Below are 12,882 nucleotides of genomic sequence, written 5' to 3' on the forward strand. Positions count from 1 at the left end.
AGATCCGCCGGGTCACGGATTCGTCCCAGCGAGCGGCGGCCGCGATGAGGCAGGGAACGGTGCGGGAACCGCGTCCCGGCTGGCGGCGGCGTGTGGCGGTGTGCGTGACGGAGGATCGTGCATGTAACAGACATGTATTAGCGGGCGATTGGTGGAACGTTCGCCGGGCCGGGTGACTCCTAGTCATCAGAAGCGCTCGCTCGTACCCACTCGCACCACCTCGTACCGAGCGGCCGACACCCTACCGATGCCGAGGAAGAAACGATGCGCGTTCACAAGCTCACCTTCGCCGCCCTGGCCGTTGCCGCCGGACTCTCGCTCACGGCCTGTCAGAGCGACGGCGGCGGCACGGAGAAGAGCGACCCGTCGTCCGCTTCCTCCGCGTCCTCCTCGGGCGGCGGTTCGGGCTCGAACGGTGCGAACTCGGGCAGTTCGGATCAGGGCGGCGGGAAGGACTCCGCCGGAAAGGGCTCCGGCGGGAAGAGCTCCGGCGGGCAGGGCACGGCAGCCGGGACCGGCGCCAAGGAGAGCGGCAAGCTCGCCAAGTGCCGTACCGACGAGCTGGAGATCACGGCGAAGGACAACACCATCGGCGGCGACCCCGACGGCACCGTCGTGGTGCAGCTGAAGAACCGGAGCGGCCACAACTGCGCGATATCCGGGTACGCGGGCGTCGACCTGAAGACCAACTCGGGGACGCTGTCCGCCAAGCGCACCGGTGAGCAGGCCCCCGCGACCGTCCTCAAGAACGGGCAGTCGACGTTCTTCGGCATCACCTACCCGATCAACAAGTCGGGCGGCTCCGGCGTGCGCGTCACGGGGCTGCTGGTGACCCCGCCGAACGAGACGAAGACGGTCACCCTCCCCTGGCCGGGCGGCGCCACGCTGCCCGTCACGGACAACCCCGGCTCCCCCGTGAAGGTCGGCCCGATCGGAAGCGCCGGCCAGGGCGGCTGATCAGCACGCCCTTGGGGGACGCGTCATGCGATCCGCCGGACGTGCCCCGGCTCCTCAGAGGTGAGACCGCGTACGCCGACAGCCAGCGCCCATATCAGGAGGGGAAATACCGCGACCCGCTCCATTCCTCCCATGCCCAGCCCAAGGTAGTGGCGGGAGAGGAAAAGCCCCGCGGCGGTGATCGCCGCGATTCCCAGCAGACCGGTGGCCCGACGCAGTCGGCCCGGAGCGTCGTTCGCAAGGCCGAATGCCGCCAGCAGAAGACCGATGTTGCCCGTCCCCATGATGAGCAAGGCACCCAGCACATGCTGGTTCTCGTGGACATCCGCCGGTGCCAGCCCGACGAGCACGAACCCCAGGCCGGCACCGGCCAGGAGAACCCTGGCCACGACGGGGATCCCACCTCGGCGCCACAGGGAGCCCGTCAGGGCGACACCGGCGACGAGGAGAATTCCCAGAGCGATGAACGAGACGTTCATCAGCTGGTGTTCGGGCGAACAGATATACCGTGGCATGGGCTCCTGCCGCACGGCGCAGTGAGCGTTCCCCAAGTCACTGATGTTGTTTTGCGCCCAGCTGTACGGCTTCGACCAGGCCGCCTCCACGACCCCGTGCACCACAAAGAATTGCGCCACACCCACGATCCACGCGGTGCAACCGATCCGAGCCTTCACCTGTCCACCTCTTGCCGCACGATTCCTGTACGGCCCCAGCGGACCACGCGGCTCACGCCTCAGGCACTCCGGCGAGCCGCCGAAGGGTGGGTAGGGCAAACCCTACGAACACGGGCCGGTTGCCCTCCGTTCGCCGGGACGCACGCCGCACGAGATGTCTGCTTCTCCGCCCCGGGAGAAGCAGACACACCATCGGACGAGGACGCCCCGCCCACCGCTTACCGGTTCGCCACCGCCTGCTTGACCAGCGTCCGCCCGAAGTCCCACATCAGCCCGCCGCCCGCGTGCGCGTCGTCCATGACGGCGGTGAAGGCGTTCACGAAGCGGTCCACCTCGGGCTCGCCGATGATCAGTGGCGGGATGAGCTTGATGACCTCCAGGTGGTCGCCGGAGACCTGGGTGAGGATGCGGTGCTTCTGGAGGAGGGGCACCACGACCATCTGCGCGAACAGGCCCTTGCGGGCGGCCTGGAGCATCGCCCAGCGGCTGCGCAGCCCCAGCGACCTGGGCTTGCCGAACTCGATGCCGATCATCAGGCCGCGGCCGCGCACGTCGTGCAGCAGCTCGTACTTGTCGACCAGCGCCGCCAGCCGCGTCCGCAGCAGGTCGCCCGTGTGCCGGGCGTTGGCCACGACCTCGGCGTCCTCCATGACGGACAGCACGGCGAGGCCCGCGGCCATGGCCTGGGCGTTGGAGCCGAAGCTGGCCGAGTGGACCAGCACCCGGTCCATGGAGGAGTAGACCTTCTTGAAGATCCAGTCCTTGCCGAGGGTCGCGCCGACGGGCACGTAACCGCCGGACAGCGCCTTGGCGACGCACACGAGGTCCGGCTCGACGCCGTCCTCGTGCTGGTAGGCGTAGAAGTCGCCGGTGCGGCCGATGCCGGTCTGCACCTCATCGGCGATGAGCAGGGCCTTGTGCCGGCGCAGCAGTTCCTGCGCCTGGCGGAGGAAACCGAGCGGTGGTTCATGGACGCCCTTGCCCTGGATGGGTTCGACGACGAAGGCGGCCACGTCACCGCGGCGCAGCTCTCTCTCCAGGGCATCGAGGTCGCCGAGCGGGATCGCGGTGTCGGGCAGCAGCGGGGCGAAGCCGTCGCGGAAGCCGTCCTCGCCGTTGACGGACAGCGAGCCCGTCGTCAGGCCGTGGAAGGCGTGCGCGCAGTAGAGGATCCGTGGCCGCCCGGTGGCGTAGCGGGCGAACTTCAGCGCGGTCTCGACGGCTTCGGTGCCGCTGTTGCCGAAGAACACCCGGTCCAGGTGCGGGGTGTAGGACAGCAGCTTCTCGGCGAGGAGGCCGGGCAGCGGCTGGCAGTCGAATCGGGTGAGGTCGGCGAGCGAGGCGTCGAGGACGTCGTGCAGGGCCTTGCGGACCACGGGGTGGTGGCGGCCGACGCCCATCACCCCGAAGCCGGCGAGCATGTCGAGGTAGTCCTGCCCGTCGGCGTCCCAGAAGTAGGCGCCTTCGGCCCGTTCGTAGACCTTGTCGAAGCCGATGGTGTGCAGCATGCGGGGCAGTTGGTGGTTGAGGTGGCGGGCGTGGAGCTCGTAGCGTTCGCCGCCGCGCTCGGCGAGGAGCCGGGTGAGGTCGAATCCCTTCGCGCCGTCGGTGCCGTCGGGTGTCATGCGTCGTTCTCCTTACGGGCCGGGTCCGCCGCCGCGGCCTCCTTACGGGCCAGGGCGGCGCTGATCCGGCCGGCGATCTCGGCGGGGGTGAGGCCCAGGTCGGCCAGGACCTCGCCGCGCTTGGCGTGGGGCAGGAACTGCTCGGGGATACCGAAGGTGCGCACGGGGACGTCGATCTCGGCGTCGCGCAGGGCCTGGGCGACGGCCCAGCCGACGCCGCCGGTGCGGCTGTTGTCCTCGACGACGGCGACGATCCTGTGCCGTTCGGCGAGGGCGGGCAGGGCCGCGTCGACGGGCTTGACCCAGCGCGGGTCGACGACGGTGCAGGGGGTGCCGCGGGCGGCGAGCAGGTCGGCCGCCTCGAGGCAGACCTGGGCCATGGTGCCGACGGCGACGAGCAGCACCTCCGGCTCGGCGGTGCCGGAGCGGGCGATCACGTCCATGCCGCCGACCCGGTCGAGCGCCGGGACGGCCTCGCCCACGGTCTCCTTGGGGTAGCGCACGACGGTCGGGGCGTCGCTGACGTCCAGGGCCTCGCGCAGCTGGGCGCGGAGCTGGTCGGCGTCGCGCGGGGCGGCGATCCGCAGGCCGGGGACGACCTGGAGGATCGACATGTCCCACATGCCGTTGTGCGAGGCGCCGTCGGTGCCGGTGACCCCGGCCCGGTCCAGCACGAAGGTGACACCGCACTTGTGCAGCGCCACATCCATCAGCACCTGGTCGAAGGCCCGGTTCAAAAACGTCGCGTACACCGCGAAGACCGGGTGCAGACCGCCCGTCGCCAGACCGGCCGCCGACGTCGCCGCGTGCTGCTCCGCGATCCCGACGTCCCACACGCGGTCCGGGTACGCCTGGGCGAAGCGGGTCAGGCCCACGGGGTGGAGCATCGCGGCGGTGATCGCGACCACGTCGGGCCGCTCGGCACCGATCTTGAGCATCTCGTCGCCGAAGACCGAGGTCCAGGACCGGCCCGCGGAGGCGACCAGGGGCTCGCCGGTGAGCGAGTTCATCACGCCGACGGTGTGGAAGCGGTCCGCCTCGTCCTCCAGGGCGGGCTGGTAGCCGCGGCCCTTCTCGGTGCGGCAGTGCACGAGCACGGGGCCGTGGAAGCGCTTGGCCCGGCGCAGCGCCGATTCGACGGCCTCGATGTCGTGCCCGTCGATCGGCCCGAGGTACTTCAGCCCGAGGTCCTCGAACATGCCCTGCGGGGCGAAGGCGTCCTTGAAGCCCTTCTTCGCGCCGTGCAGCGATTCGTAGAGCGGCTTGCCCACGACGGGCAGCCCCTGGACGGCGTCCTTGCCCCAGGACAGGAAGCGCTCGTAGCCGTCGGTGGTGCGGAGCGTGGCGAGGTGGTCGGCGAGGCCGCCGATGGTGGGCGCGTAGCTGCGTTCGTTGTCGTTGACGACGATGATCAGCGGCCTGTCGCGGGCGGCGGCTATGTTGTTGAGAGCCTCCCACGCCATACCGCCGGTCAGCGCGCCGTCGCCGATGACGGCGACGACGTGGCGGTTCCAGCGGCCGAGCACCTGGTTGGCCTTGGCGAGGCCGTCGGCCCAGCCGAGCACGGTGGAGGCGTGGCTGTTCTCGATGACGTCGTGCTCGGACTCCTCGCGCGAGGGATAGCCGGAGAGCCCGCCCTTGCCGCGCAGCTTGGAGAAGTCCTGGCGGCCGGTGAGCAGCTTGTGCACGTACGACTGGTGGCCGGTGTCCCACAGGATGCGGTCGGCCGGGGAGTCGAAGGCGCGGTGCAGGGCGATGGAGAGCTCCACCACGCCGAGGTTGGGCCCGAGGTGCCCTCCGGTCCTGGCCACGGCGTGCACCAGGAAGTGACGGATCTCCTCGGCCAGTTCGGTCAGGTCTTCGCCGTCCAGCGCCTTCAGGTCGCGCGGACCGCGGATGTTCTCCAGCAACGACACGCGAGCCCCCTCCTCTTCTCTCGGCCTGGGCCGGGCTTGCCGCCTCGGCCCCTGTCTCCCCCCGCGGTACGCCTCCGGCGGTCAGCCGACGGTGACGTCGGGCACGCCGGAGGCGACGCCCGCCTCCGTCATGTCCGCGGCGATCCTCATCGCCTCGTCGATCAGCGTCTCCACGATCTTCGACTCGGGAACGGTCCTGACGACCTCGCCCTTGACGAAGATCTGGCCCTTGCCGTTGCCGGAGGCCACGCCCAGATCCGCCTCGCGCGCCTCACCCGGGCCGTTGACCACACAGCCCATGACGGCGACCCGCAGCGGCACCTCCATGCCCTCCAGGCCGGCGGTCACCTCGTCCGCCAGCTTGTACACGTCCACCTGCGCCCGGCCGCAGGAGGGACACGAGACGATCTCCAGGCGGCGCCGGCGCAGCCCGAGCGACTCCAGGATCTGCGTGCCGACCTTGATCTCTTCCGCGGGCGGGGCCGACAGGGAGACCCTGATCGTGTCCCCGATCCCCTCCGAGAGCAACGCCCCGAAGGCGACGGCCGACTTGATGGTGCCCTGGAACGCCGGGCCCGCCTCCGTCACGCCGAGGTGGAGGGGGTAGTCGCACCGCGCGGCCAGCTGCCGGTAGGCATTGATCATGACGACCGGGTCGTTGTGCTTGACGGAGATCTTGATGTCGCGGAAGCCGTGCTCCTCGAAGAGGGACGCCTCCCACAGGGCGGACTCCACCAGCGCCTCGGGCGTGGCCTTGCCGTATTTCTCCAGCAACCGCCGGTCCAGGGAACCGGCGTTGACGCCGATCCGGATCGGGGTGCCCGCGTCGGAGGCCGCCTTGGCGATCTCCCGCACCTTGTCGTCGAACTGGCGGATGTTGCCCGGGTTCACCCGCACCGCCGCACAGCCCGCGTCGATCGCCGCGAAGACGTACTTCGGCTGGAAGTGGATGTCCGCGATCACCGGGATCTGCGACTTCTTCGCGATCACCGGGAGCGCCTCGGCGTCGTCCTGCGAGGGACACGCCACCCGCACGATCTGGCAGCCCGCCGCCGTGAGCTCCGCGATCTGCTGGAGCGTGGCGCCGACGTCGGCCGTCACGGTCGTGGTCATCGACTGCACCGACACCGGTGCTCCCCCGCCGACCGCGACCGGCCCGACCTGGATGCGCCGCGAGGTGCGGCGCATCGCGAGCGGCCGGGCCGGAACGCCGGGGAGCCCCAGAGAGACCGGCTCCGAGGATCCCATGGCGGTCAGCTCCGGTTTCCGGCGACGCTCTCGCGGACCGCGCGCAGCGACTCCTTCAGCGACCCCATGGTGGCGAGGACCGCCGTGGGCTCATAGCCGCAGTGCGCCATGCAGTTGTCGCAGCGGGGGTCCTTGCCGCGTCCGTACTTGTCCCAGTCGGTCTCCTCGATCAGCTCCCGGTACGTCGGCACATAGCCGTCGCTCATCAGATAGCAGGGGCGCTGCCAGCCGAAGAGGGAGTAGTTGGGAATCGCCCAGGCGGTGCACTGGAAATCGACCTTGCCCTCCAGGAAGTCCAGGAAGAGCGGGCTGTGGTTGAGCCGCCAGCGGGCGCGGTTGCCGCCGGCGAACGCCTTCTTGAAGAGCTCGCGGGTCTGCTCGACACCCAGGAAGTGGTCCTGGTCGGGAGCCTTCTCGTAGGCGTAGGCGGGCGAGAGCATCATCTCGTCGACCTGGAGCTCGTCGTTGAGGAAGTCGAGCACGTCGACGATGGTCTGCGGGGTGTCGGTGTTGAAGAAAGTGGAGTTGGTGGTCACCCGGAAGCCACGCCGCTTGGCCTCCTTGATCGCCTCCACCGCCTCGTCGAAGACGCCTTCCTTCGCAACGGATTCGTCGTGCCGCTCGCGCAGCCCGTCGATGTGCACCGCGAACGCGAAATAGGGGGAGGGGGTGAATTTGTCCATCTTCTTGCGCATCAACAACGCGTTGGTGCACAGGAAGACATATTTGCGCTTGGCGACGAGCTGCCGGACGATTTCATCGATCTGCGGGTGCATCAAGGGCTCGCCACCGGCGATGGACACCATCGGCGCGCCGGATTCCAGCACGGCACCCACCGCCTGGGCGACGGGCATGCGCTGCTTGAGCACGCCCGCCGGGTGCTGGATCTTGCCACAGCCCTCGCACTTCAAGTTGCACGCGAAGAGCGGTTCGAGTTCCACGATCAGGGGGAACTTCGCGCGCTTGCGGAGCTTCTGTTCAAAAAGGTAGGTACCCACCCGGATGGACTGACGGAGCGGCATGGCCATCTGGCTCACCTCCTGGGGAGCAGTAAAGATCGGTGCCATTCGATAAATGCGGGAAGGACGGTGCGGAGCACCCGGAAGGCTGATATTCCACCCCGCAACGTCCCGATTCGTACGAGTTCATGTTCTGGAGCGTCCACGACCACCCGGACGGCCGCAACGGGGCGCGGGCCCATGCGCACGGCGCTCCGGAGCGTGGCGGCGGACTCCATGTCCACCGCGATCGCGCCCTCGGCGTGCAGCGCCGAGCGTTCCGCGCCCCGTACGACGTGGTCCGAGCCCACGAGCGGGCCGGTGTGGATGACGCGCTTGGGCACCGCCCGGGCGAGCTCCTTGGCGAGCAGGTCGACGCCGGAGCACTCGGTGCGGCCCTCGCGGTCGTGTGTCTCATCGGCGACGACCAGGTCCCCGGGGTGCATCCCGGGGGCCAGGCCGGCGCAGAAGCCGGTGGCGATCACGGCCGCGTCCCGCATGGCCGTGCCGTCACCGAGCGCTCGCGTGACGGCCTGGTCCGCGGCGTGCGGGCCCATGCCGGTGCGCAGGACGGTCACGGGTCCGGCCGCACCGCCGAGGCCGCCGCCGCGCAGGGCGAGGCGCTCGATGCCGAGCGCGCAGGCGATCAGCAGCGGTGCGGACGCAGGACCCGTGCCCGTGGTCATCACGCCTCCCGGCGGTTCGGCGTGAAGGGCTCCCCGTGCACATAGCGGCCGAGCGCCGTGACGGGGAACACCTGCCGGTAGAGGTGGTAGTTGATGGAGAAGTCCCAGGGGAACCCGGTGCCGGTGAAGTACGGCTCGTCCCAAGTGCCGTCCTCGGTCTGGGTCTCCACGAGATACGCGACGCCGCGCTCGACGGCCTTGCTCTCCCGCTCCCCCGCCGACAGCAGCGCCATCAGCGCCCACGCCGTCTGCGAGGGGGTGGAGGCGCCGCGCCCGATCCACTCGGGGTCGCGGTAGGAGCGCAGGTCCTCGCCCCAGCCGCCGTCGGCGTTCTGCACGCTCTCCAGCCAGCGCACCGCCCGGCGGACGGCCGGGTGGGAGGCGGGGATGCCCGCGGCGGCCAGGGCGGGCAGCACCGAGCCGGTGCCGTAGACGTAGTTGACGCCCCAGCGGCCGAACCAGGCGCCGTTCTCCTCCTGTTCGGCGAGCAGCCACTCGATGCCGCGCCGGGTGCGTGGGTGGTGCTGCTGCCCGAGGACCGCCAGCATCTCCACCACGTGCGCCGTGACATCCGCGGACGGCGGGTCGACGACCTCGCCGAAGTCGCAGAACGGCAGCCGGTTGGGGAAGGGGCTGGTGTTGTCGGCGTCGAAGGCGCCCCAGGCGCCGTTCCTCGACTGCATCCCGAGGTTCCAGCGGGCCGCGCGCTGGATCGCGGCCTCGACCCGTACGGGGTCGGGGTGCGCGATGCGCTTGAGCGCGAGGACCACCTCGGCGGTGTCGTCGATGTCGGGGTAGTTGTCGTTGTGGAACTCGAACGCCCAGCCGCCCGGGGTGAGTTCGGGCCGCCGCACGACCCAGTCCCCGGGCCGGTGGATCTGCTCGTCCAGCATCCAGTCCGCGGCCTTGACGAGCGCCGGGTGGTCGGCCGGCACCCCGGCGTCGGCGAGCGCGATGGCGGCGAGGCAGGTGTCCCAGACGGGCGACTGACAAGCCTCGATCATCCGCGAGCCGTCCTCCCGCCAGACGGCGAAACGGTCCAGCGACTCCAGCCCGGCGCGGAGCACGGGGTGGTCGAGGTCGTAGCCCAGGAGGTGGAGGGCGATGACGGAGTAGACCGCGGGTGGCTGGATACCGCCCCAGCAGCCGTCGTTCTCCTGCCGCTCGATGATCCACCGGGCGGCCGCGTCGAGCGCCTTGCGGCGCACTCTGCGGAGTGGGAACTTCCGGTACTGGTGGAGCGCCTTGTCCAGGCGCTGGAAGACACCGTCCCAGCTGGCGGCGGGCGCCAGCGGGCGCGGCGGGTTGGGCCGCGCGGGGTCGGTGTGCAGCTCGTCGAGGGCGAACGGCGCCGGCCGTACGGGGCGCTTCGCCGAGACGACGGTCAGCGGCACGATGGTCTGCCGGGCCCAGCAGCCGAAGTCGTAGATGTTGAGCGGGACCCACTTCGGCAAATACATGATCTCGGGCGGCAGTTCGGGGAGGTCGTCCCACTTCCACCAGCCGAAGAGCGCGAGCCAGATCCGGGTGAAGACACGGGTGGCCGCGATGCCGCCCTGGGCGCGGATCCACTCGGAGGCGGCGGCCATGTGCGGGGCGTCGGGGGCGTCCCCGGCGAGCCGCAGGGCGACATACGCCTCGACGGTGGCGGAGAGCTCTCCCGGTCCGCCGTGGAAGGTGGCCCAGGTGCCGTCCGGCCGCTGCTCGGACCGGATGAAGAGGGCCGCCGCCCGCGTGGTCCTCTCGTCCTGGATCCCCAGGAACTGACGGAGCAGCAGATCTTCGGCGTCCATGGTGACGTTGGTCGCCAGGTCGCCCTTCCACCACCCCTCGGCGTCCTGACGGGCCAGGAGGTGTTCCACGGCCCGGGCCGTGGCCCGCTCGGCGGCCGTCGTGACGGTGGCCCCGTCGGCCGGGAGCGGCGGTGATGCTGTGGTGCTGTCATTGGCCGCGGCTGCGCGGGGCGCGAGGGCCCCGGTGCTTCCGTCGGTCGTCGCTGTCATGGTTTCCCCTTTTTGCAGTGATCTTTCTTCTCTGCCGTGCTGGGGGCTCCGTCGGCCGGCGCTCCATCAAGGCGCCGGCCGGCGACTGCGATCTGTCAGATCGGGTGAATGGTGATCATCTCTTTCGTACGACGACGAAGTCGGCGAGCGCGGTGAGCTGCGCGCGGACCTCGGTGGGCATGTCGACTCCGTTGAGCGCCTCGATAGCGGTGGCGTGCTGGCGGCGGGCTTCCTGGGAGGTCCACTCCCGGCCGCCCGCCTCCTCGATCAACGCCGCGCGGCTGGCGAATTCTTCCTCGTCGAAGTCGGCGGACTGGGCGTCGCTGAGCTTGGCGTCAGCGGCGAGGATGTCGGCGAGCCGGGCCGAGGCCGAGCCGCCCGCCGCGAGCGCGGCGACGACCGGGAGCGACTTCTTGCGCTGGCGCAGGTCGCTCCAGGTCTGCTTGCCGGTGGCCTCCGGGTCGCCCCAGATGCCGAGCAGGTCGTCCACGGCCTGGAAGGCGAGGCCGAGGTGGTAGCCGTACGCCTCCAGGGTGTCGGCCGTGCGGTCGTCGGCGCCGCCGAGGACCGCGCCGATGGAGACGGCGCAGGCGAGCAGGGCGCCCGTCTTGTTGCCCTCCATCTCCAGGCACTCCTCGACGGTGACCCGCTCGCGGTGCTCGTAGGAGATGTCCTGGGCCTGACCGTCGATCAGCTTGCGGGTGGCGGTGGTCAGGCGCCGGGTGGCGCGCCCCGCCTCGACGGTGCCGAGCTCCAGCAGCACCTCGTTCGCGAGCGCGAACAGTGCGTCACCGACCAGGATGGCCTGCTCGGGACCGTACACCTTCCACACGGTGTCGCGGTGCCTGCGCTGCTCGTCGCCGTCCATCAGGTCGTCGTGGAGCAGCGAGAAGTTGTGCACGAGCTCCACGGCGACGGCGCCGGGGATGCCCACCTCGGGGCGGGCGCCGGCGGCCTCGGCCGAGAGCAGGGCCAGAGCGGGGCGCACGGCCTTGCCGCTGTCGCCGTGCGTCGGCCGGCCCTGGGCGTCGATCCAGCCGAAGTGATAGGCGGCGACGGTGTCCATGGGCGGCGCGAGCCGGTTCACGGCAGCACGCAGCACCGGCGTGGCAAGCGTCCGTCCGCGCTCCAGCAGGGCGTTGACGCCTGCGGTGTCGACAGCTGGGATCGCCGAAGTCACGGTCTCTCCTCTGGTGGTCGTGCTCGTACGCGCCCCTTCGCGGGGCGGCACGCCTGGGTGGCTCGCCTCGTTCATGCCGCCTCCCACAAGGGGGTCCGGCGGGAGAGGCCGAGCTCGGAGAGTGCCGCGCCGGCGGCGCTGACACCGCTGCGCACAGCACCCTCCATGGTCGCGGGCCAGCCGGTGGCGGTCCACGCACCGGCCAGGTAGAGGCCGGGCGCGTTCGTGGGGGCGTGCGGCCGTAGCCGGCCGACGCCCGGGGTGGGGGCGAACGTCGCTGTCCGCTCCCGGGTCACGAAGAAGTCCCGTACGCCGGCGCCGCGTGCCGCGGGCAGCAGGCGCTCCAGCTCGGGAAGATAGCGCTCGCGGAGCTCGGCGACGGGCCGGTCGATGTCGTCGTGCGCGGCCGACTGCGAGATGGCCAGGTACTGGCCGCCGCCGGCGCGGTCGCCGAGTCCGGAGGAGTCCGTGCGGTCGAAGACCCACTGCACCGGCGAGCCCAGCGCCGTGAAGAACGGCTGGCGCAGGACTTTGCGGTCGTATACGACGTGGAGGTTGAGGATCGGCGCGGTGCCGATGTCCAGCAGCCGGTCGGGGTCGTCGAGCGCGCCCTCGGGCAGCAGGCCGTGGGCCTCGCGCTGGGGCACGGCGAGCACGACGGTGGCGGCGGCGAGCCGCTCGGCGCCGCCCGGTCCGGCCTCGATGTCGACGTGCCAGCCGCCGTCCTCGGCGCGGGTGATCGCGGTGGCGCGGGTGCGCAGCTCGGTGCGCACGCCGGCCTTGTCGAGGGCGGTGCGGGCGCGGACGTCGTGCAGCTCGCCGAGCGGGACGCGGGCCCAGCCGATGTCGGCGGCGCCCGGCTCGGACAGCAGCCCGGTCTTGAAGACCTTGGCGGCCAGGCCCAGCGAGGACCGGTCGGCGGTGGCATTGAGCGTGGCGACGCCGACGAGGTCCCACAGGGCCTCGATGGCGCGGTCCGACTGGCCGTGGCGGTGCAGCCAGCTCGCGAAGTCCTCGCCGTCCAGGGCGGGATCGTCGAGGTCGAGGCCGCCGAGGGCCAGCGCGGCACGCCCGACCTTGGCCCGCTCGGCGAGCGAGAGGTGCGGGTAGGTGGCGAGGCTCGCGGCGAGGTGCAGGGGCACGGGCAGCTGCGCGCGGCGCAGCCGGCCGAGGCGCGGCCGCCCGGAGGGGTGGCCGATGTCGAGCACGGGGACGTCCAGCCGCTGTTGCAGCGGGGCGAGTCCGGCGGCGTCGACGCGGTCGAGGAACCACCGGTAGGCGGTGCAGCAGCGCAGATAGACGTGCTGTCCGTTGTCGATCGTCAGTTCACCACGGCGGAAGGAGAAGGCGAGCCCGCCCAGTCGTGGGCGGCCCTCGACGAGGGTGACCCGCAGTCCGGCGTCGGCGAGTTCGAGCGCGGCGGTGACACCCGCGAGGCCGCCGCCGATGACCACCGCTGCCGCGCCCACCGGGCGGCCTTCCTCGTCCGAGCGCCGCTGCTCGGACCTCGTCGTCGTCCGTGGAGTCGTCATGCGCCCACCCCCTCGGCTGCTGTCAGTGACGTGTGCGATCGCCGGAGGGTTGCACACTGCCCA

10 protein-coding genes are annotated in these 12,882 nt (G+C 71.1%); 1 reads left to right on the forward strand and 9 read right to left on the reverse strand.

Going from position 1 to position 12,882, the window contains the following annotated elements:
- Positions 1 to 264 precede the first annotated feature (264 nt).
- Complete coding sequence (locus tag ACZ4A5_RS11710; protein ID WP_467581581.1) at positions 265 to 957, forward strand: DUF4232 domain-containing protein; 693 nt, start codon at positions 265 to 267, stop codon at positions 955 to 957.
- Positions 958 to 980: 23 nt separating this feature from the next.
- Here ACZ4A5_RS11710 and ACZ4A5_RS11715 read toward each other — a convergent pair whose 3' ends face one another.
- The 9 genes from ACZ4A5_RS11715 to hpnE form a co-directional block, all read right to left on the reverse strand.
- Positions 981 to 1,631, reverse strand: a complete 651-nt coding sequence (locus ACZ4A5_RS11715) for a DUF998 domain-containing protein (protein ID WP_467581583.1) — start codon at positions 1,629 to 1,631, stop codon at positions 981 to 983.
- Between the two features lie 218 nt (positions 1,632 to 1,849).
- On the reverse strand, positions 1,850 to 3,256 hold the full coding sequence (locus tag ACZ4A5_RS11720) for an aspartate aminotransferase family protein (protein WP_467581586.1): 1,407 nt from the start codon (positions 3,254 to 3,256) through the stop codon (positions 1,850 to 1,852).
- Positions 3,253 to 5,172, reverse strand: coding sequence for a 1-deoxy-D-xylulose-5-phosphate synthase (dxs, locus tag ACZ4A5_RS11725; RefSeq protein ID WP_467581590.1), 1,920 nt, complete (start codon positions 5,170 to 5,172; stop codon positions 3,253 to 3,255). The genes ACZ4A5_RS11720 and dxs overlap by 4 nt, the downstream gene beginning before the upstream one ends.
- Positions 5,173 to 5,253: 81 nt before the next feature.
- Positions 5,254 to 6,420 carry a flavodoxin-dependent (E)-4-hydroxy-3-methylbut-2-enyl-diphosphate synthase gene (gene ispG / locus ACZ4A5_RS11730; RefSeq protein WP_467581593.1) on the reverse strand — a complete coding sequence of 389 codons (1,167 nt, stop codon included), beginning with the start codon at positions 6,418 to 6,420 and terminating at the stop codon, positions 5,254 to 5,256.
- Positions 6,421 to 6,425: 5 nt separating this feature from the next.
- The gene (gene hpnH, locus ACZ4A5_RS11735; protein ID WP_467581596.1) at positions 6,426 to 7,448 is read right to left on the reverse strand and encodes an adenosyl-hopene transferase HpnH; all 1,023 of its coding nucleotides are present in this window, start codon (positions 7,446 to 7,448) and stop codon (positions 6,426 to 6,428) included.
- Between the two features lie 5 nt (positions 7,449 to 7,453).
- Entirely contained in the window at positions 7,454 to 8,104 is a 651-nt protein-coding gene (locus ACZ4A5_RS11740; protein WP_467581598.1) for a phosphorylase family protein, read from the reverse strand.
- Positions 8,104 to 10,107 (reverse strand): squalene--hopene cyclase, encoded by a 2,004-nt coding sequence (gene shc / locus ACZ4A5_RS11745; protein WP_467581601.1) that lies wholly within the window; start codon positions 10,105 to 10,107, stop codon positions 8,104 to 8,106. The genes ACZ4A5_RS11740 and shc overlap by 1 nt, the downstream gene beginning before the upstream one ends.
- Before the next feature lie 115 nt (positions 10,108 to 10,222).
- Complete coding sequence (locus tag ACZ4A5_RS11750) at positions 10,223 to 11,362, reverse strand: polyprenyl synthetase family protein (protein ID WP_467581603.1); 1,140 nt, start codon at positions 11,360 to 11,362, stop codon at positions 10,223 to 10,225.
- A complete protein-coding gene (gene hpnE, locus ACZ4A5_RS11755) occupies positions 11,359 to 12,819 on the reverse strand; it encodes a hydroxysqualene dehydroxylase HpnE (RefSeq protein WP_467581606.1) in 1,461 nt (486 codons plus the stop codon). Before hpnE ends, ACZ4A5_RS11750 begins: the two co-directional genes overlap by 4 nt.
- Positions 12,820 to 12,882 lie beyond the last annotated feature (63 nt).

The sequence above is a fragment of the Streptomyces sp. NPDC025618 genome, assembly GCF_055558795.1.